This is a genomic window from Pantoea sp. X-Soil-OKNW-556 (assembly GCF_059730695.1).
In genome coordinates, this window is the sequence record NZ_AP035991.1 from 424,332 (window position 1) to 443,999 (window position 19,668).

Genomic DNA, 19,668 nt, shown 5'->3' on the forward strand with positions numbered 1-19,668 from the left:
CTCGTTATTCGATGACAACCAGCGGCTCGTCAAATTCAACCGGCTGGCCACTTTCCACCAGAATCGCTTTCACCACGCCGGATTTATCGGCTTCGATCTGGTTCATCATTTTCATCGCTTCAACGATGCACAGGGTGTCGCCGACGTTAACTTTCTGGCCGACTTCGATAAAGGCTTTCGCATCCGGGCTTGGAGTACGATAGAAGGTGCCGACCATCGGTGAGCGTACGATATGACCGCTGATGTCAGGTTTAGCGACTTCCGCTACCGGAGCGGTAACGGGGACAGCGGCGGCGGGTTGCATCACAGGCGCAGCATAGGCCTGCTGCTGCACCGGGTAGCTGATATTGGCAGGTGAACGGCTGATGCGAACCGACTCTTCACCCTCCGCGATTTCCAGCTCAGCAATGCCGGACTCTTCCACCAGCTCGATCAGTTTTTTGATTTTACGAATATCCATAAACGGGGTCCGTGCTCATTAACATAACGGGTGTTGTTATAGCAGAGCGCCCCGCTGCACAGGACATAGGGAGTTTAGTTGGGGTTATAAGTAAAAGGTGCTCACTGCGCCTATCCCCTTTAGGGGATAAATATATCATTATCCTCCAAAGGGGATAATCTTGACTTTATCCTCCAGGAGGGATAGTTTGGATGATATCCTGACCAGGGGATAATCCGTTATCTGCCCAGCCCGATCCTGAATACTGTAAGGATTCACGATGATTTATAGTCCAAAACAACTTGCTAACCACGTCCGGTTGATACGGCAGAAAAATCAGTGGACGCAGACGCAACTCGCCAAAAAAGTGGGGTTGAAACAAGCCACCATCTCCCATTTTGAAAATAATCCCGACCTGACAACCCTGGCGACGCTATTTAAGATCCTGCAATCCCTCGAACTGAAGCTGGATATCTACGAGAAGCTTGAGGCAAACGAAACACCAGCGATTTACGATCAGGAGAATGACTGGTGAAACAGGCGTTGATGGCATGGATGAATGGTGAACGTGTTGGCGTGTTCACCCGACAAAGCAATGGTGCGCATACCTTCCAGTATGCCGAGAGTTGGCTGGATAACCGGCTCGCACGCCCACTTTCATTGTCCCTGCCGCTGCAATTGCCTGTTATCACTTCAGAGAGCGTTATCAACTATTTTGATAACCTGCTGCCAGATAGTCCCTTAATTCGCGACCGGATTGTTGCCCGTTACAGGGCAAAATCACGCCAACCTTTTGACCTGTTGCGTGAAGTTGGCAAAGACAGCGTGGGTGCCGTGATGTTACTCCCCACAGACAGTTTCCCTTCGAACCAGGGTTTACAGTATGAAACGCTCAATGAAGAGAAACTGATCCGCGTTTTATCGGCATACCAGGCGGATATACCGCTCGGTATGATCCGGGATGAAGAAGATTTTCGCATTTCGGTGGCGGGTGCCCAGGAAAAAACGGCATTGTTGAAAACTGCCGAAGGCTGGAGTATCCCGCACGGCTCCACCCCCACCTCACATATCATTAAATTACCAATTGGCGAGATTAAACAACCCTTCGCCACGTTGGATATGCGCGAAAGTGTTGAGAATGAATATGCCTGTCTGGCCCTTGCCCGTGCGCTCGGTTTCAATGTGCCTGCGGCCACCATTATTCATGCCGGTAATATCCGTGCCCTGGCGGTGGAGCGTTTTGATCGCCGTTGGAATGCCCACAAAACACAACTCCTGCGTTTACCCCAGGAGGACATGTGCCAAACCTTTGGGCTGCCTTCTGCTCTGAAGTATGAATCTGATGGTGGTCCAGGCATTGCCGATATCATGGCGTTCCTGATGGGATCGAGCCAGGCACTGGAAGATCGTGATGCATTTATGAAATTCCAGGTCTTCCAATGGCTGATTGGCGCCACAGACGGACATGCGAAAAACTTCTCGGTATTTATTGAAAGAGGCGGTAGCTATCGGTTGACGCCTTTCTATGATGTCATCTCTGCTTATCCTGTGCTGGGCGGTACGGGATTAAATATCCGTGACCTGAAACTGGCGATGGGACTGAAAGCGACGAAAGGCAAAAAAATGGAGATCGATAAAATATTCCCGCGTCACTTTATCGCAACCGCCAAAGCGGTGAATTTCGACCCAAACCGGATGGTGGACATTATTGATTTCTTTATTGCGCAATTACCCACCGCGATCCACCAGGTAGAGCGTATTTTACCGGCTGATTTTCCACCACGTATCGCCGACGCATTGTTTTCCAATAGCCTGCGCATGCTGGCGCGATTGCAGCAATAAACGTTCTGCCAACAACCACGCGCCAGTCATCGCCGTGGATAGTTATTTCTCTGTTCTGTCGAGAATAAGATAAGCGGGCTGGCACATGCTGCCACGCTCCTGCACCCAGTAATAATCCATATCGGCGATGTGATCGTTCAATCCGCCATCAATACGTTTAACTTCCAGACGTAAACCCGCCATCTCTTGATAACTCAGCCCGGATTTGACGATAAATTTATATTTAACGCCCTTCTCTTCTTCGAAGGATTTAAGATACGGCGTCATCTGCTGCTGAATTTCCTTCAGACAGATAACTTCGTTGTCGACTTTAAATGGCTCGCTAACCACCCCGTCTATGGGTGCCGCGAAGGTTGATGATGAAAACAACATCAGCGCCACCAGGCTGATTTTATGTGTAACACGCATTGAAATTTTCTCCCTTTTCTACCCGCATAAAAAATCACAGCCCTGTTATCGGCACTTTTTTCCGCAGATTGACCCACCCGCAAAAAAAATTTATTCACACCGAAACTTTCCTGACAGCTCCAGCGAACTGAATTAACAGCGTCACACAACCGGAATACCCTCAACCCCGCAGGAGCAGATAATGAAACGCATGAAACATCTCGTTTGTACCCTGACTATGGCTGCCGCGTTGGGCCTCTCCAGCTCGGCGCTGGCCGCGCTGCCGGTCGGAGCCAAAGCCCCCAACTTTGAACTGCAAGGCGCGCTGGCGGGTAAACCGCTGACCTTCTCACTGCAACAGGCGTTGCAGAAAGGTCCGGTGGTGCTTTACTTCTTCCCGGCCGCGTTCAGTAAAGGTTGTACCCTCGAAGCCCATGATTTTGCTGAAGCTACCGATAGCTTCAAAAAAATGGGGGCGACGGTGGTGGGCGTCACTGCCGGAAATACCGACCAGGTCAGCGACTTCTCGAAACTGGAGTGTCGCGATAAATTCACGGTAGCGGCCGATCCGGGAGCCAAAGTGGCGGCGGAATATCAGACCACCATGCAGATGAAGGGCAAGACGCTGTCTGACAGAACCTCCTACGTGATCGCACCAAATGGCGACATTTTGCTGAGTTATACTGACAGAAACCCCGATACCCATATCGAGAAAGCCCTTGCAGCCGTGAAGCAGTACAGCGACGCCCACCCGCAAACCGCGACTAACTAATCGACGAGGCCAGCGATGTTAACCGCCATGCTGGCCGCCTTTATTGGCGGCATTATTCTTAACTTTATGCCCTGCGTTTTCCCGGTGGTTTCGCTGAAAGCACTGGGTCTGCTACGCCATGCCGATAACAGCGCCAGCGCCCGCCGTGAAGGACTGGCGTTTTTGCTCGGTGTGGTGGTGACCATGATGGCACTGGCAGGTATCTTGCTGGCAGCGCGCGCCGGTGGTGCGGCTGTGGGCTGGGGTTTCCAGCTGCAATCCCCCCTGGTGATCGCTCTGCTGGCGTTGGTGATTCTCGCGGCAGCCCTCAATCTGTTGGGCGTGTTTGAAGTGGGTCTGTCGGTACAGCAGGTCGGCGCGATCGATATCGGACGCGGTGCCTTTGTGCGCTCAGCCCTGACCGGTGCGCTGGCGATCATCGTCGCCACCCCTTGTGCTGCGCCGTTTATGGCGAGTGCCATCGGCTATGCACTGGTCCAGCCCCCGGCCATAGCGCTGGTGATCTTCTTTGCGTTGGCGCTCGGGTTTGCTGCCCCTTTTACCCTGGTGTCGTTGTTTCCGGCGCTGGCAAAATTCCTGCCGCGTCCTGGCGCCTGGATGGATATTCTGAAACGCGGCCTCGCCTTTCCGATGTTTGGCGCTTATGCCTGGCTGGTGTGGATCCTGGCACAGCAGGCAGGCAGTGGCGCGTTGGCAACCTTGCTGGCCGGTTCGGTGGTGTTGAGTTTTGCCGGATGGTTATACGGCATGGCGCAGAAACGCCGTTTTACCGGCAAAGGCCATAAGGTGCTGTTTGCCATCACCGCCGTGCTGGTGATGGCGGTACTGGCCCCTCTGCCGGGGATGATTAAGCCAGGAGCCGCATTGCCAGGCGATCAGGTTGCCGCCACCCTGACCAAAGAAAAATGGACGCCGCAAACCCTCGCCGAGCAGCGCGGGCACGGTAAAGCCATTTTTGTCGATTTCACCGCATCCTGGTGTATAACCTGTCAGGTTAACGAGAAAACCTCGCTATCAACCCAGGCCGTGAAAGAGGCGCTGGCAAAAACCGGCACCGTCTACATGGTGGCTGATTCCACCAAATTTAACCCCGATGTCGATGACGCACTGGGTGAGTTCGGCCAGGGCGGTCTGCCGATGTATCTGGTATATCCGGCCAATGGCGGGCCGCCAAAAGTACTGCCGCAGGTGCTTACCCCCGGCATTGTGGTTGATGCGCTGACTCAGGCGGCGAACAAAAAAGCCTGACCCAACAAGGCGGAATATGGATACAAGCGATACCGAGCGCGACAACTGGCCTGCACTGATGGAACGGGCGCAGGCGGGCGACCAGTCGGCATATACCCGACTGCTGAAAGCGCTGGTGCCGGTGATTCGATCGCAGGTACGAAAACAGCTCGCTGACGACGCGCTGATCGAAGACGTCATTCAGGATGTGCTGCTAACGGTGCATCGGGTACGTCATACCTACGATCCCGCGTATCCGTTCTTACCCTGGCTGATGGCGATTATTTCGGCACGCGCCGTGGATGCGTTGCGCCGTCGTGGACGGCATCAACGCTGGGAGGTGGCCGACGATCATCTGGCTGACGTGCCTGCCCCTACGACGCCACCGCGTCAGGATTCACAGGAGGAGCTGGCCGGCTATTTGCGCCAACTGCCTTCACGCCAGCGGGAGATTGTCGAACATGTCCATTTACGCGAAATGAGCCTGATGGAAGCGGCTGCACATAACAACCTGAGCGTCGCCGCAGTGAAATCGTTACTGCATCGCGCGCTGACCAATTTACGCCGCTTTGGAGCACATCATGACTGACCACAACCTGTTGATAGAAAAACTCAGCCAGGCCGCACAGCCGGTGAAGCGCCCGTTACCCACCCGGTGGCGCGTGCTGGTCTGGCTGGCGATTGCATTGCCATGCGGCGTGCTCGCCAGCCTGCTGGTACAACGCAGCCTGACGGACTGGTCGCAACCCGGTGCGCACTGGGCAATGGTGCAACTGGCGCTGGCGTTCCTGCTCGGTTGGCTGGCGATCAGTAGCGCCTTTAATATGAGCATTGCCGGACGCCGTAGCATCAGCTGGAAAGCCTTGCTGCCGCTGGGTTTGCTGTGGCTGGCACTCAGTATCCTGAATATTCCCCGCGTCGAGCCGCCGCTGCATGTCGGGGACGGCACCAACTGTTATACCTTTCTGCTGGTGGTCAGCACGCCGATGATGGTGATGATGATTGCCAGCCTGCGGCGCACCCGGGCGCTAAATCCGGTTCGCAGCCTGGCAATGGCCGGATTCGGGGTCGCCTGCATGGCGGTAACGCTGCTGGCGTTTTGCCATCCGGTGCACCTGCATAAGGTGGATTTTTTTATGCATCTGGCAGCGATTGCCAGCATTGTGGTCCTGACGGTACTGGTGGGGAAACGTTGGGTGGCGATAAGGTAAATGTTGAGGAGCGGGTGCATTGAGGCCAGCCGTAACAACCTAAAGAGTTGGCGGGGATCGCTCCCCGCCGGCTCTCTTACTTGACAGATTCACAAGCTGTGAAAACAGCAACCTCCGTATCGCCAGTTCGGATGCGGACCTCACAAAGGTCTTTCCTCAAAACCAGCACCGCCATTACAACGGCGGTACAGATAACGGTCAGGGCGACAATCCGCGCCATATGCTGCTTCATAGCCTACGTCTCCTTGACCCGAGGGTCCGTAAGAGGCTACTTTAAATGCGTCTGGGATTTGGAAGTGGCCTCAGTTTAATGTAAAACGTCCTGCAAGACGTCCTATGTTAACTGGGGCTTTTCTCTTTCTGCCGTTGGCAAATGCTTAAGGCAGAAAGCCTCAAGCACCCGCCGCGATTTTAATCCAACCGTCTGACTTATCCCAAATTTTTGTCCATGCCGCTGCGCTAACTCGTGCTTTTTTTCCAGTTATGCGATCCGTGACAACTTCTTATGTAACGTTATGGAATTACCCGCTCCGCTTTGAGCTTTTCGAACAACTGAACAAACGCATCCAGCGTACTTTGATAGCCAATAAACCCGGCTTTGCGACTCTTGCTCATATCGGTAAAAGCTTCCATCGGACGGCCTAAATCGGCATCGGTATGCCACCATGAAACCAACTTATCGATATCCGCCTCGCGCAATCCGTCACGCTGCGCAATCTCGCGCCATGCGTCAGTTGCTGCCTGCATACGTCCTTCCAACGGCATCATCTGTGGCGGATAGTCGGCGGCTTCAATACCAAAATACGCCGCCAGACGCGGCCACAGCCAGTTCCAGCGGAAAACGTCGCCGTTCACCGCGTTGAAGTCCTGATTGGCTGCCGTCGGTGCGGTCGCCGCCCATACCAGTTGCTCAGCTAGCAAACCGGCATCGGTGACATCCGATACGCCGTGCCACTGTTCCGGTGAGCCGGGAAAAATAAACGGCCAGCCCTTTTCGCGACACAACGTGGCATACACCGCCAGCGTCTGGCCCATGTTCATCGCGTTGCCGAGGGCATAACCGATAATGGTATGAGGACGGTGCACGCTCCAGCGGTAACCGTATTTCTCCGCACCGGCAAAGATCTCATCCTCCTGCGCGTAATAGAAATTATCGACCGGCTGACGCCCCTGCTCCTCGCGGAACGGCGTAACCGGCACCGCCCCTTTGCCATAGGCTTCGAATGGCCCGAGATAGTGTTTCAACCCGGTCACCAGCGCCACATGTGCACCGTGCAACCGCTCGCCCAGCGCCTCAATGACGTTGCGCACCATCGCACCGTTAACGCGAATGTTCTCTTTCTCATTTGCCTGCCGCGCCCAGACGCTGAAGAACACCGCATCCGGCTTCACTCCAGCCAATGCCTGACGTACTGCTACGGCATCGGTCAGATCTGCGGTCAGGCTGTGGCATCCTTCTGGCACTGCGCCACGCCCACGCGACAACCCGGTCACCTGCCAACCTTCACGTAACAGTTTCTCGGCCAGCGCACGACCAATCACGCCGCTGATACCAACAATTAACGCCTGCTTCTGCATTTCATTTCTCCTCAGTTTGCGTAATCATTAGCGTAATGAAGAATTGAATTCTCATCTCTGGCATTAATTCACATCATTCACAACCTGAGTTCATGAATAGATGCACGATCAACGTCTGAAAGATATCGTCCCCTTTGTTGCCAGCATCGAATGCGGCAGCTTTGCAGCGGCGGCAGAACGCCTGCATATCACCGGCTCGGCGGTGAGCAAAAGCGTCACCCGGCTGGAAACACGCCTCGGCTCCCGACTGCTGGAACGTACCACGCGCAGTCTGAAGCTGACCGATGCCGGTAATGCTTACTACCAGACCTGTCTCCGCATTATGGAAGAACTGGCAGAGGCCGAGGCAGTGCTGGCGGCTCAGCGCAGCATACCCTCTGGCAAATTACGGCTGGCGGTGCCCAACACTTATGGTCGTCTGGCAGTGATGCCTCTGCTGGTGCCGTTTTGCCAGCAACATCCTGAACTGGAACTGAGCCTGCGTTTTTCCGATCGGATGGTGGATCTGTTCGATGAAGGGATTGATGTGGCGGTGCGTATTGGCGATACGCCGAATATTCCGGTCTCACTCGCCTGCCGTCAGATGGGGCGCGAACGCATGGTGTTCTGCGCTGCACCGGATTATCTGGCGCGCGCCGGTCGTCCCACCAACAGCCACGCCCTGTTGCAACATCCGGCGATTTTATACGAGCGCATCGATGGCAGTACCAAACCCTGGTTGCTGCAAGCGGAGGATGGTCATGTGCAATGGCGCAGCGTACCGCACCGTATGGCGATGGGAGATGTGGATGCACAGGTGCAGGCGGTGTGCGCCGGACTGGGCGTTGCGCAGATGCCCTCCTGGCTAATACGCGAACCGCTGGCGCGCGGCGAACTGGAGATTATCCTGCCCGCCCATCAACCTGATGGCCTGATGCTGACGCTGGTATGGCCGCGCCGCAAGCAACTGCTGCCAAAAGTGGATGCGCTGCTTGAGACACTCAGCCAGCTGACGATTCGTTAACGATGATTGAGACGACGCGATAAACGGTCACCAAAGAATTGCAACAGCGTGACCAGTGCCACCAGCACCACAATCACTGTCAGCATCACCTGCATATCAAAGCGCTGATAACCGTAGCGATATGCCAGGTCACCCAGTCCACCCGCGCCAATCGCTCCGGCCATAGCAGAGGCGTTGATCATTGTGACTAACGTGATGGTAAAACCGCTGACGATGCCTGGTCGCGCTTCCGGCAGCAGCACATGCCAGACGATATGCCAGCGGTGGAACCCCATCGCCTGCGCTGCTTCGGTCAATCCTTTGTCCACTTCGCGTAAACTCACCTCGGCAATACGCGCGAAAAACGGCGTGGCCGCCAGGGTCAGTGGCACCGTTGCCGCCCATACGCCGTAGGTGGTGCCAACGACCCAGCGGGTAAAAGGGATCAGCGCCACCATCAGGATCAGAAACGGGATGGAGCGAAACAGATTCACCACCCAGCCCAACAACCGGTTCAACAAGGGATTGGGGAACAGATCGCCACGTCCGGTCACCACAAGGATCACCGCCATCGGCAATCCCAGCGCCAGCGCAAACAGCGACGACACGCCAACCATCAACAGCGTGTCCAACAATCCGGTCCACAAACGTTCAAAGCCCAGTGACATATCCTGCAATCTCCAGTTGGTCGGCGATGCCGTTTAATGCCTGCTGTGTCGCCGCGCGGTCATGGCTGGTATCCAGCAACAACAACAGCTGGCCGGTCGCTTTGTTTTCCACCCATTCAATCGCGCTGAACAGCAACGTAACCTCACCTGCGAGCCGACGGCTGAGTGCACCAAGATCCGGCGAAGCCCCCTGACCGGTGTAGCGCAACCGAACCAGCAGGCGCGACTGCGTATTCTGACGTTGCGACGTCAGCAACGGCACAAGATATTCCGGTAATGCCTGATGTTGTGGGTTAAGGAGCTGTCGGGTCGTCTCCTGTTGCGGGTCGCTATACACACGCCACACCGGGCCACGTTCGATGATTTCGCCTTGATCAATCACCGCCACCTGATGACATAAGTCATGCACGACATCCATCTCATGGGTGATCAACACAATGGTGATCTGGCGCTGCTGATTGATCTTCTTCAGCAGCGCGAGAATGGCGCGGGTGGTTTCCGGGTCAAGTGCCGATGTAGCCTCATCACACAACAACAATTCCGGGTCATGTACCAGCGCGCGTGCGATACCGACCCGTTGCTTTTGGCCGCCAGAGAGCTGAGCAGGCCAGGCGTGCTGACGCTGCTCCAGCCCCACCAGCGCCAGCAGTTCATCGACTTTGCGCTGACGCTCGGCGGCAGGCACCCCGGCGACTTTCATTGGCAGCTCAATGTTTTCCCGCACCGTCTTCGCCGACAGCAGATTGAAGTGCTGAAAAATCATGCCGGTGCGGCGTCGCCACTGCACCAGCTCCCGGTTACGCAAAGTACCGATGTCGATGCCATCTATCACCACCTGCCCGGCACTCGGTGCTTCAAGCCGATTGAGGCAGCGGATCAAGGTCGATTTACCGGCACCGCTACGTCCGATAATGCCGAAAATCTCGCCGCGTTTAACCTGCAAGTTAATGTTTTTTAACGCGTCCTGCGTCTGTCCGGCATAGCGTTTGCTCAGGCCCAGTATCTGTACATGCGCCTTACCCGATCCTTCGTGCGCAGGCTCCAGCACAGCATCCTGCTCACCGGGTAACGTCAGGCTCACCATGATTACTGGCTCCAGCCCGGCTGATACAGCTTGCCGTAAAAGCTATCCAGTTTGGCGCGCACCACTGGCGAATGCTGATAGATATCCACAAACTTCGCCAGACGCGGGTCGTCCTGATGACCGTCACGAATCACAAACTGGATCACATATTCCGGGTGTTCCAGCCCGTCAAACAGCAGCGCTTTTTCCGGATCAATGGTTTTTGCCAGACGCAGATAATGCGGGTAGCCCTGCGCCAAATCGACCTCGTCCAGTGAACGCGACAGTTGTACCGCTTCCACCTCAATAATCTTCAAATCTTTCGGGTTGCTGGCAATATCATCGACGGTGGCTTTCAGCCCCACGCCAGGCTTCAGGGTGATCAACCCGGCCTTCTGCAACAGCAGCAGACCACGCGCGCCGTTAATCGGGTCATTGGCAATCGCCACCGTACCGCCCTGGGGAATCTGGTCCAGCGAGGTATGTTTTTTCGAGTACAGGCCGATGTTATTAATAATGGCTGGCGCATAAGGCACCAGGTGGAAACCGCCCTCTTTATTGGCGTTCTCAAGGAAAGGTTTGTGCTGGAACAGGTTAACGTCGATGTCACCATTTTCCACGCTGACATTAGGCGCGGTCCAGTCGGTAAACTCCACCAGTTGGACCTCCAGTCCCTGTTTTTTCGCCTCTGCCACGGCAGTTTCGAGCGGTGGCGCAAAGGCGGCGGTGGTGCCGACTTTCAGCGGCCCGCTGTAATTGGCGGCATGCGCCAGTGCGCTTACGGCCAGCAACGCGGCTGCCAGTTTTAATGAAATTTTCATGATAATTCCCTGAGGTAAATGGATTAACGACGGTTGGCGGCAGGTCGCCACTGCGCCGCCGGATGGCGGTCAGGCAGACGATCCTGTTGCTGAAAAATCTTTTTACGCAGTGAGCCGGGCTGGTAGGCGGTCTTAAAGCGTCCACGTTGTTGCAGTTCCGGCACGACCAAATCGATAAAGTCACGGTAACTTTGCGGGTTGAGAATGCGCGTCAGGTTAAATCCATCAATATCGCCCTCGTCGATCCAGTGGATCAGTTGATCCGCCACCTGCGACGGGTTCCCCACAATCAGGGGGTAGCGACTACCCATCGCGTGCTGTTCCAACAAGCGCCGCCGCGTCCAACCGCTATAGGCTTTGCTTACCGATTCAATCGCCCGCGTGTCATCGCTGGTAATGGGTTCATCGAGTCCGAAAGCCGCCAAATCCAGCCCAATTGAGCTGGAGAAATGAGCGATGCCCGCTTCCGGGCTGGCGTATTCGAGGTAGCTGCGATGCTTCTCCTGCGCCTCGCGTTCGCTGGGAGCAACAATCACGCTGACACCCATAAAGATGCGCAAATCGTCGGCGCGCCGCCCGGCATCGACTGCGGCCTGTCGCAGACGCTGGGTCTGCTGGCGCATCAGTGCCGGGGAGCTGGCGTTGACAAAGCTGCATTCGGCATGACGCGCCGCAAATTGGATACCGCGTGGCGAGCTACCCGCCTGAAACAGCAGTGGCGTGCGTTGCGGTGACGGGCTGCTGAGGTGATAACCCTGCACCTGGTAAAATTCGCCCTGATGATTGATGTGATGAATTTTCTGTGCATCGGCATATAAGCGCCGCTGGCGGTCCACCACCAGCGCGTCATCCTGCCAACTGCCCTCCCACAATTGATAGCTGACATCCAGAAACTCATCAGCCTGATCGTAACGACGATCGTGTGCCAGCAGTTCGCGCTGCCCCACGGCACGCGCCGCGCTGTCGAGGTAGCCGGTCACGATATTCCAGCCGATACGTCCCTCAGTCAGATGGTCGAGAGTGGACAGACGACGCGCAAAGGGATACGGCGCTTCGTAGCTCAGATTCGCGGTGACGCCGAAGCCCAGATGCTGCGTGACGCCCGCCATCGCCGAAACCAGCATCAGCGGATCGTTGACCGGAAGCTGAATCGACTCACTGGCTGTCAGGTTGATACCCTGCTGATAGACGTCATACACGCCCAGAATATCGGCGATAAACAGGCCATCGAACAGGCCGCGCTCCAGCAGTTGCGCCAGCTCGGTCCAGTAGGCCAGTGAGTTGAAATCCACCGATTTGTCCTGCGGATGCGTCCACATGCCGTGATGGATATGACCGACGCAATTCATATTGAAGGCGTTAAGCAGGATATGCTGCTGACTCATAGCGTCCCCCGGCGCGGCGGTAACACGCCGTTCAACAGGTAGTTACCAATCGCCGGGTATTTCCAGCGCACCGGATCGTGCAAGGTATGGGTGCGTGCATTGCGCCAGTGGCGGTCGAAGTTATGTTCGCGCAGGCTGGCGCGCGATCCACCCAACTCAAACAACAGGTTGCCCGCCTCCAGCGAGACTTCGGTGGTCCAGGCACGCGCTTGCGCCACGGTGACTGAGGCCGCCGCCACGTTTTCTGCCGTGGCGTGTTGCTGGGCCCGATCCACCGCATCACCCGCCAGCGCCAGCAGAGCATCTCCGGCGGATAACCGTGCGGCCAGACGACCGGTACGATCCAGCGTCAAGGGATCGTCGCTGGCGCGCTCAACCCCGCTGTCCGGCCACGGACGGGCGCGGTTACGCAGAAAATCGAGCATGTCATTGAAGGCCGCACGGGCGATACCCTGATCGATTGCCGCATGCAGAATCTGTGCAAAAGGACCAACGGCAGTGGGCCGTTCAAACGCGGTCTGAAATGGCACCACATCTTCATCGCTAACGATGACATCGACAAACTGCACGCTGCCGCTGCCGGTGGTGCGCTGACCAAAGCCGCTCCAGTCATCAATCACGCTGACACCCGCCTGATGGCGCGGGACAAAGACCAGCTGTTCTTTGTCGTCATCACCGCGCGCGGCGGTGGGGATGCGGTCAGCAAACAACGCGCCGGTAGCGTAAAACTTGCTACCGGTAAGCCGTCCCGCTGTCACACGGGTGCTGCGCTGGTGCGCCGATGGCGAGTTGAACTCTGCCAGCGCATTGCCCAGATGTACCCCGGCCAGCACTTCGTCATACAGCCGCTGCTGCTGCGCCGGGCTGCCGTTAACCCGTAATACTTCCAGCGCGTAGAAATGGTTTTGTGGCACCTGACCGATAGCAGCATCCGCTTCACTGAGGATGGCCACAATCGCCGCCAACTGTGCCGAGGGGATGGCTATCCCACCGAATGCCCGTGGCACGGTAATCGCCCCCAGACCCGAGGCGAAAAACTGTGCCAGCTCATGATGCGGCAGTTGACGTTCGCGATCGCGCAGCGCGGCATCACGTCGGAATTGCTCCGCCAGCTGCTGTGCCACCGCCAGCGCCTGCTGCGCATCGTTAATCCGCGTGGCGGGCAGTTTAGGCTGAACCTGCGTCATGTTCGCTCCTTAAATCCAGGCATGGCGCGCGGGCAGCGCATCATTGAGGTAGTAATTGCCGATGGCATGGGTTTTCCAGCGCACCGGATCGTGCAGGGTATGGGTGCGCGCATTACGCCAGTGACGATCCAGACCATGCCGCAGCAAGGTGGCGCGACTGCCTCCCCATTCGAGCAGCTTCTCGCTGGCACGCAGCGCCACCTCCGTGGTCAGCACCTTGGCTTCCGCCACCGCAATCGACGCCCGTGCACCGTTTTCCGCGTTCAGTGACGGTTGATCGATAGCGTCCAGCACGCGCGCCGCGTGCGCCAGCAGCGCATTGGCCGCCGTCAGTTCGGTGCTGATACGACCAATATCGGCCAGAATGTAGGGGTCATCCGCATTACGGCTGACGCCCGCATCCACCCACGGACGCGAGCTACTGCGCACAAACTCCAGCGCATCATCCAGCGCCCCCTGGGCGATACCGGCATCAATTGCGGCCTGAATCAACTGCGACACCGCGCCGCGCAACGTGGGTTTGTCTGACGCGGGCAGCGGGATGACCCATTGCACATCCACTGCCACTTGCTGCAAACGTACGGTGCCGCTGGCGGTGGTGCGCTGACCGATACCGGACCAGTCATCAACAATCTCCACCCCCGCCGCCGGCAGTGGGATAAACGCCATCACCGGCTGCTGTTGATCCTGAAGCGCCGTGGTCACCAGAATGTCGGCGAACAACGCACCGGTTGAGTAGAATTTTTCGCCGGTGAGGCGCAGCCCCTGTGACGTTGTCACCAGTTGCGCCTGCACATCACGGGTATGCCGGGTATTTTTCTCCGGGCCACCGTTACCCAGGCGTTGCCCGTTGACCACCGCGCGCAATAATTGCTGCTGCTGGTGCGACGTTCCTTCGCCAAGGATGAACTGAATCAAACCAAAATGATTTTGCGGAATTTGTCCCAGCGAAGGATCGCTGGCAGAAATAAGGCGAAAAACTTCAGCCACCGTCTGGAATGACAATCCTCCCCCACCAAACTGGCGCGGCACGCTAATACTGCCCAGGCCCAGTTGCGTAAATTGATTAAGGAGTTCACGCGGATAAATACGTTGCTGATCGCGCTCGACTGCCCCGACTTTGGCCTGCTCCGCCAGATGGCGGGCAGCATTGATCGCGTCAGCATCATGGGTTAACACCGCCGCAGCAGGGTTATCTTTGCTTAAGGTTTGCGTCATGGTTTATTTCACAACAGAAATAACAGATTGGCAGGGATAATAATCAGGCGGTCTGAAGCAAGTAAATAGTGAGGTTATGCTATATCTGCACAAGGTTTTTTGTTATTCAGATAAATAGATACGGATAAAGAAAGCACGCTGAAAGCAGGTATTTCAGCGTGCTCATTTTCCTAAGAAGAAATATCGCAATCCACTGTTATTTTATTAATAAGGACCAGGGGAAATCGCGCAATCATTATTTTTACTCCTCGGGGCAGATTAATCAGTAAGCCAGCGTTTGTTGCAAAATCTCACCAAAGGCAACGCAGATTTGCCCCTGCTCACGGTGTTCTGCGGGTCGACTCAGCAGCACAAATTCCGCTTCAGGCAGGCTCGGTAACACAGGTTGTTGCAGCACCACTACGCCTTCGCGCGGCATTGCCGAACGATTCAGACACGCGACACCCAGCCCCGCCGCCACCGCATCCTGTAATCCACGCACGCCCGAGGAGATGTGACGGATAAACCAGGCCTGATGCTCGCGACTTAACGCCTGACAGGCTGCACGGTGCAGCATGCACCCTTCCGGCAGCAACACCAGCGGCAGCGGTTGCGCCAACGACAATCCGGCGGCCCCCACCCATAGCAGCGGTTCACGAAAAAGTCGCTTTTCCTGTCTGGCGTCCCCTGCCCGGCTAAAGCCAGGCACCCGCATCACCACCGCCAGATCGAGCTCGCCACGCTGCCATGCAGCATCGATTTCGGCACTTTTGCCCATCGTAGTGCGCAAGCGAAGTTGAGGATAGTCACGCGCATAACGTGCCAGTAGCGCGACGATAGCATCTGGTCGGCAATAATCGGTGATCCCCAGACGAATCTCCCCGCTGAGTGTTACTCCCTGCAAATCGCGCCACGCCAAATCTGCCAGCGCCAGCAGATGGCGGGCATGATGCAACAGTTTCTCTCCGGCTGCGGTTGGCGTCACGCCGCTTTTACTGCGCACCAGCAAAGTTTGATTGGCCCGTTGCTCCAGTTTACGCAACTGCTCGCTCAGTGCTGATTGTGACAGACAACGCTGCGGTGCAGCGGCTGTCAGACTACCGGCGTCTACCGCAGCCACAAAGCTGCGCAACTGTTCCATATCGAAGGTGTTCATCTTATCCAACGGTTTTATTAATGGATGATAACCAATCTTCCTGCTTTTATGGTGGAAAGGAAAGCGGAATACTCCCTCCCAGTTCACATGACGAGGAAGAAAACATGCCGCATATCGTTTTACAGTTATCAGGCGAGCACAACGCCCCGCTGATGCATCAAGCCGTCCAGGTCATTCAGGATCTGACCGCAACCGTTCTGGGAAAAGATCGCCCGGTAATGGCCACCTCCGTACAGTTCATTGCAGATGACCAGTGGTTTATCGGTGGTGAAACGCTGAAAACCCTGGCACGCAGCGCTTTTCATCTGGATATCAGCATCACCGATGAAACTAACACCAAGGCAGAGAAAGCGCGTTTTGTACGTGAGCTGTATCAGGCACTGGCGGTGCTACGTCCGGATCTGCATGAGGTCAGCTATATCCACCTGATCGACGCCCGCGCGGCCGCCTATGGCTACGGTGGACGGACTCAGGAGTGGCGACACCAGCAGGCCGGGGTGGCTTAATTTGCCTTGTCACTCCCGACACAACGATTGTCCGGCTTAACAAAGCCCGTCCATCACGTCTGCTTTAGGTTGTTCTTTAACACTTTCTCTGTGAGGTAAGCGCACGATGAACAACCTGCATTACAAAAGTTTGCTGGAAATTGGCCGCCTGATTCAGTCGCGTGACATCACCTCGGTAGAGGTCACCAACGCCCTGCTGGCGCGAATTGATACGCTGGATAAGCAACTGCATAGCTATTTTTATGTGATGCGCGACAGCGCGCTGCAACAGGCGGCCCAAGCCGACCAGGAGATCGCCAGTGGGATCCTTCGTGGCCCGCTGCATGGGGTGCCGATTGCGCTGAAAGACCTGATCTGGACCAAAGACGCCCCCACCACTCACGGCATGATCATTCATAAGGATCACTATCCGGCGGAGGATTCGACGGTGGTGGAGCGCTTCCGCGCGGCAGGGGCGGTCATTCTCGGCAAACTGGCGCAAACCGAAAGCGCCTTCGCCGATCACCACCCAGAGATTACCCGCCCGACCAACCCGTGGGGTAGCGCGCTGTGGACCGGCGTCTCCTCCAGCGGCTCCGGCGTCGCCACGGCGGCGGGCCTGTGTTTCGGGGCCATCGGTACCGATACCGGCGGCTCGATCCGTTTTCCGTCTAACGCTAATGGTTTGACGGGCATCAAACCCACCTGGAGCCGCGTCACCCGTCACGGTGCCTGTGAACTGGCAGCTTCGCTCGATCATATTGGCCCGATGGCGCGTTCCGCCGCCGATGCTGCCGCCATGTTGCAGGCCATTGCCGGGCGCGACGAGAAAGATCCCACCTCCAGCAGCGAGCCAGTGCCGGACTATCTGGCACTGATGACGCGCGGCGTCAGCCACCTGCGCATCGGCCTCGATAAAAGCTGGGCGTTGGACAAAGTGGATGATGAGACTCGCGCCGCATTGCAAGCTACGATTGCGACCCTGAGCGAGTTGGGTGCCACCTTTGTGGATATCACCATGCCGGACACCGAAAAAGCCGCCGAGGAGTGGAGCGCGTTGTGTGCCGTCGAAACCGCACTGGCGCACGAAGCAACCTACCCGGCTCAAAAAGATCAATACGGTCCGGGGCTGGCGGGTTTACTCGATCTCGGCCATCGCGTCACGGCGCTGGAGTATCAACGCCTGCTGCTCAGTCGGGCGGCGCTGCGTGGTGACATCTCCGCCCTGTTCAGCAAAGTCGATTTGCTGCTGGCCCCGGCCACCGCTTTTGCCGGTTTAACCTGGGACACCATGACCCGTTTTGGTACTGATCAGGCACTGTTTAACGGCGTGCTGCGCTATACCAGTGCATTCGATGCCAGCGGCCATCCCACTATCACTCTGCCCTGTGGCATGACCGCTGCTGGTGCGCCGATTGGCTTCCAGCTGGTGGCGGCGCACTTTGCCGAAGCCACCATGATTCAGGGTGCCTGGGCCTACCAGCACGTTACCGACTGGCATAAACAACACCCGACGCTGTAACCTCCTCACTGGCCGCTGCGGCGGCCTTTTGTCGCTTTCATGGCCCAATAATTGCTTTATTTTTTCCACTTCCGCCCTTTTCGCCATGTTTAGGGGACGTTGTCATGAAAGAAAATTTCACCACCGATAACCTGGAAAATCGTCATCGCTTTGATGCCTGGCGTGACGCGGTCTGCTCGCGTTTGATCAAAGCCGAGGCACGCCAAACCCACGCCGGAGAGTTCTCTGGCAGTTTCGGCTATTCGATGCTGGGGCATGTGGATATCGCCAATCATATCTCGCGTACCGCGCTGGTGTGGCAACGCACGGCTGAGTGCATTCGCCGCCATCCCAATCATGATTTCTATCTGGGCTATATTTGCGCCGGTTCCGGCACCTTAAGCCAGAATGACAACCATTCCCGCGTCCATGCCGGTGATGTGGTGATTTATGATGCCGCCACCCCATTTGATTTTGCCATGGAGAATGTCGCCATCAATATCGTCCATCTGCCGCGTCAGATGATTGAGAAAGAGGCACCGGCTATCGCCCGGCTGGCAGGAAAAACGCTGGACCTTAGCCGTCCGGGTATGACTTCGCTGAAACACATGCTGACCGAGGCGTTTACCTTTAATGCCGAACGCGAAAATGCGTTTCTGACGGAGCAGTTTGCCAACACGCTGCTGAATATGATTTCGGTCAGCCTGAATTTGCAGAAAAGCGATGCCGCGCTGAAGCCAGACCTGTTTTCGCGCGTGGTGAGTTATCTGCGGCAAAACCTGCATCAGCATGAATTGTCAGTGGCGCAAATTGCCAACGCACATCATGTCTCCCCGCGTACCGTCAGCCGGGTGTTTGCCGCTCATGGCACCACGCCGATGAATTTTGTCTGGCAGGAGCGCCTGCTGGCGAGCCACAAAGTGCTGGCCGAAGGTAAAGCGCGCAATATCACCCAGGTAGCGATGGATCACGGGTTTAGCGATATGTCGCATTTCAGCCTCGCGTTCCGCAAGGCCTTTGGTTACACCCCCAGCAGCCTGATCCGCCAGCCGCAAAACTGATTATTTTTGCAGGCTGTTGATCACCCGTTCAGCGGTATATTCCATGCTGCTGCGGGTGTTCATCGCTTCACTGCGCATAAAGCGGTACGCCCCGGATTCATCCAGTCCATATTCGCGCATCAGCATGCCCTTGGCCTGCGCCAGACGCTCGCTTTTAACTTTAACCCGCTGCCGGGCGTGCTGGCGTGTCGCCTGGAGGGTGCCGATGACCTGCACAATCAATGCAAAGGGATTCAAGGTGCGTTCGGCGATGGCAGTCGGTTGCAGTTCAATTAACAGGGGAAACAGGCGCGCATTTTGACAATCGGCCAGCGCGATCACCGGAATATTGGCCTGACGCCAGGCGCGTAATAACGGTAGCAGGGTCTGCTGATAGTGAGGTTCAACCGCCACAATGACCAGATGGACGTCAGTGGGAGCCTGTGTCGGTAATGGCCAGCTGTGCTGCGCCTGACAGCCGAGCTGCGTCAACGACGCACAGAAGGCGCGCACGCTCTGCGCATCGGGATGGAAGAGATGCAGCCGGACGCCCGACAGTCTGGCCAGTAAGGATTGCTCAGTCATGCTTCACCCTGGGTTAATGGAGTGTGAAGCTTTACACTAAGCAAGTGTGGAAGCGCCTGCTGTGTTGTGGCGGTCGGGAAGTGTGTCAGTTGAGACAACAGCACGATCCGTAGCGGCGCGATTTATCGCGCACGACATTGCG

22 protein-coding genes are annotated in these 19,668 nt (G+C 56.6%); 10 read left to right on the forward strand and 12 right to left on the reverse strand.

All coding sequences use genetic code 11. From position 1 onward, the window contains the following. Positions 1-4: 4 nt before the first annotated feature. Positions 5-460, reverse strand: a complete 456-nt coding sequence (gene accB, locus AC6I8T_RS22615) for an acetyl-CoA carboxylase biotin carboxyl carrier protein (RefSeq protein WP_208726434.1) — start codon at positions 458-460, stop codon at positions 5-7. A 259-nt stretch (positions 461-719) separates the two neighbouring features. Between accB and hipB the strand changes: the two genes are divergently transcribed. Next, positions 720-974: a type II toxin-antitoxin system antitoxin HipB gene (gene hipB / locus AC6I8T_RS22620; protein WP_208726431.1), complete on the forward strand. Its 255-nt coding sequence runs from the start codon at positions 720-722 to the stop codon at positions 972-974. An 11-nt stretch (positions 975-985) separates the two neighbouring features. Beyond that, on the forward strand, positions 986-2,281 hold the full coding sequence (locus AC6I8T_RS22625) for a type II toxin-antitoxin system HipA family toxin (RefSeq protein WP_208726578.1): 1,296 nt from the start codon (positions 986-988) through the stop codon (positions 2,279-2,281). 42 nt (positions 2,282-2,323) lie between these two features. On the opposite strand, the gene AC6I8T_RS22630 is transcribed toward AC6I8T_RS22625, so the two are convergent. Beyond that, positions 2,324-2,689: a hypothetical protein gene (locus AC6I8T_RS22630; RefSeq protein WP_208726428.1), complete on the reverse strand. Its 366-nt coding sequence runs from the start codon at positions 2,687-2,689 to the stop codon at positions 2,324-2,326. A 181-nt stretch (positions 2,690-2,870) separates the two neighbouring features. Between AC6I8T_RS22630 and AC6I8T_RS22635 the strand changes: the two genes are divergently transcribed. The 4 genes from AC6I8T_RS22635 to AC6I8T_RS22650 are packed head-to-tail and all read left to right on the forward strand — an operon-like array spanning position 2,871 to position 5,878. Further along, on the forward strand, positions 2,871-3,440 hold the full coding sequence (locus AC6I8T_RS22635; RefSeq protein WP_208726426.1) for a peroxiredoxin: 570 nt from the start codon (positions 2,871-2,873) through the stop codon (positions 3,438-3,440). A gap of 15 nt (positions 3,441-3,455) precedes the next feature. Next, on the forward strand, positions 3,456-4,688 hold the full coding sequence (locus tag AC6I8T_RS22640) for a protein-disulfide reductase DsbD family protein (protein ID WP_208726423.1): 1,233 nt from the start codon (positions 3,456-3,458) through the stop codon (positions 4,686-4,688). Between the two features lie 16 nt (positions 4,689-4,704). Beyond that, a complete protein-coding gene (locus AC6I8T_RS22645; protein ID WP_208726420.1) occupies positions 4,705-5,256 on the forward strand; it encodes a sigma-70 family RNA polymerase sigma factor in 552 nt (183 codons plus the stop codon). Next, positions 5,249-5,878: an NrsF family protein gene (locus tag AC6I8T_RS22650; protein WP_415174309.1), complete on the forward strand. Its 630-nt coding sequence runs from the start codon at positions 5,249-5,251 to the stop codon at positions 5,876-5,878. Before AC6I8T_RS22645 ends, AC6I8T_RS22650 begins: the two co-directional genes overlap by 8 nt. Before the next feature lie 76 nt (positions 5,879-5,954). On the opposite strand, the gene AC6I8T_RS22655 is transcribed toward AC6I8T_RS22650, so the two are convergent. Both AC6I8T_RS22655 and AC6I8T_RS22660 read right to left on the reverse strand, forming a co-directional pair. Then, a complete protein-coding gene (locus AC6I8T_RS22655; RefSeq protein WP_497834445.1) occupies positions 5,955-6,110 on the reverse strand; it encodes a Hok/Gef family protein in 156 nt (51 codons plus the stop codon). Positions 6,111-6,391: 281 nt separating this feature from the next. After that, complete coding sequence (locus AC6I8T_RS22660; RefSeq protein WP_208726415.1) at positions 6,392-7,456, reverse strand: SDR family oxidoreductase; 1,065 nt, start codon at positions 7,454-7,456, stop codon at positions 6,392-6,394. A gap of 100 nt (positions 7,457-7,556) precedes the next feature. On the opposite strand from AC6I8T_RS22660, the gene AC6I8T_RS22665 reads away from it, so the two are divergent. Beyond that, the gene (locus tag AC6I8T_RS22665; protein WP_208726413.1) at positions 7,557-8,459 is read left to right on the forward strand and encodes a LysR family transcriptional regulator; all 903 of its coding nucleotides are present in this window, start codon (positions 7,557-7,559) and stop codon (positions 8,457-8,459) included. Here AC6I8T_RS22665 and AC6I8T_RS22670 read toward each other — a convergent pair. From AC6I8T_RS22670 to AC6I8T_RS22700, 7 genes are all read right to left on the reverse strand, one after another. Beyond that, positions 8,456-9,106 carry a methionine ABC transporter permease gene (locus tag AC6I8T_RS22670; RefSeq protein ID WP_208726411.1) on the reverse strand — a complete coding sequence of 217 codons (651 nt, stop codon included), beginning with the start codon at positions 9,104-9,106 and terminating at the stop codon, positions 8,456-8,458. The genes AC6I8T_RS22665 and AC6I8T_RS22670 overlap by 4 nt on opposite strands. Next, complete coding sequence (locus tag AC6I8T_RS22675; protein ID WP_497834446.1) at positions 9,090-10,190, reverse strand: methionine ABC transporter ATP-binding protein; 1,101 nt, start codon at positions 10,188-10,190, stop codon at positions 9,090-9,092. The genes AC6I8T_RS22670 and AC6I8T_RS22675 overlap by 17 nt, the downstream gene beginning before the upstream one ends. A 2-nt stretch (positions 10,191-10,192) precedes the next feature. Further along, the gene (locus AC6I8T_RS22680; protein ID WP_208726408.1) at positions 10,193-10,990 is read right to left on the reverse strand and encodes a MetQ/NlpA family ABC transporter substrate-binding protein; all 798 of its coding nucleotides are present in this window, start codon (positions 10,988-10,990) and stop codon (positions 10,193-10,195) included. A 23-nt stretch (positions 10,991-11,013) separates the two neighbouring features. Continuing rightward, positions 11,014-12,375 (reverse strand): LLM class flavin-dependent oxidoreductase, encoded by a 1,362-nt coding sequence (locus tag AC6I8T_RS22685; protein WP_208726406.1) that lies wholly within the window; start codon positions 12,373-12,375, stop codon positions 11,014-11,016. Next, a complete protein-coding gene (locus tag AC6I8T_RS22690) occupies positions 12,372-13,562 on the reverse strand; it encodes an SfnB family sulfur acquisition oxidoreductase (protein WP_208726404.1) in 1,191 nt (396 codons plus the stop codon). Before AC6I8T_RS22690 ends, AC6I8T_RS22685 begins: the two co-directional genes overlap by 4 nt. 9 nt (positions 13,563-13,571) lie before the next feature. Further along, positions 13,572-14,780: an SfnB family sulfur acquisition oxidoreductase gene (locus tag AC6I8T_RS22695; protein ID WP_208726402.1), complete on the reverse strand. Its 1,209-nt coding sequence runs from the start codon at positions 14,778-14,780 to the stop codon at positions 13,572-13,574. Positions 14,781-15,042: 262 nt separating this feature from the next. Then, on the reverse strand, positions 15,043-15,915 hold the full coding sequence (locus AC6I8T_RS22700; protein WP_208726400.1) for a LysR family transcriptional regulator: 873 nt from the start codon (positions 15,913-15,915) through the stop codon (positions 15,043-15,045). Positions 15,916-16,019: 104 nt separating this feature from the next. Here AC6I8T_RS22700 and AC6I8T_RS22705 point away from each other — a divergent pair, with 104 nt between their 5' ends. The 3 genes from AC6I8T_RS22705 (at position 16,020) to AC6I8T_RS22715 (ending at position 18,962) form a co-directional block, all read left to right on the forward strand. Further along, positions 16,020-16,421: a tautomerase family protein gene (locus tag AC6I8T_RS22705; RefSeq protein WP_208726398.1), complete on the forward strand. Its 402-nt coding sequence runs from the start codon at positions 16,020-16,022 to the stop codon at positions 16,419-16,421. A gap of 106 nt (positions 16,422-16,527) precedes the next feature. Further along, positions 16,528-17,922 (forward strand): amidase, encoded by a 1,395-nt coding sequence (locus AC6I8T_RS22710; protein WP_497834447.1) that lies wholly within the window; start codon positions 16,528-16,530, stop codon positions 17,920-17,922. 104 nt (positions 17,923-18,026) lie between these two features. Further along, on the forward strand, positions 18,027-18,962 hold the full coding sequence (locus AC6I8T_RS22715) for a helix-turn-helix domain-containing protein (RefSeq protein ID WP_208726394.1): 936 nt from the start codon (positions 18,027-18,029) through the stop codon (positions 18,960-18,962). Here AC6I8T_RS22715 and AC6I8T_RS22720 read toward each other — a convergent pair whose 3' ends face one another. Then, positions 18,963-19,526, reverse strand: coding sequence for an ANTAR domain-containing response regulator (locus AC6I8T_RS22720; RefSeq protein ID WP_208726392.1), 564 nt, complete (start codon positions 19,524-19,526; stop codon positions 18,963-18,965). Between the last annotated feature and the right edge of the window lie 142 nt (positions 19,527-19,668).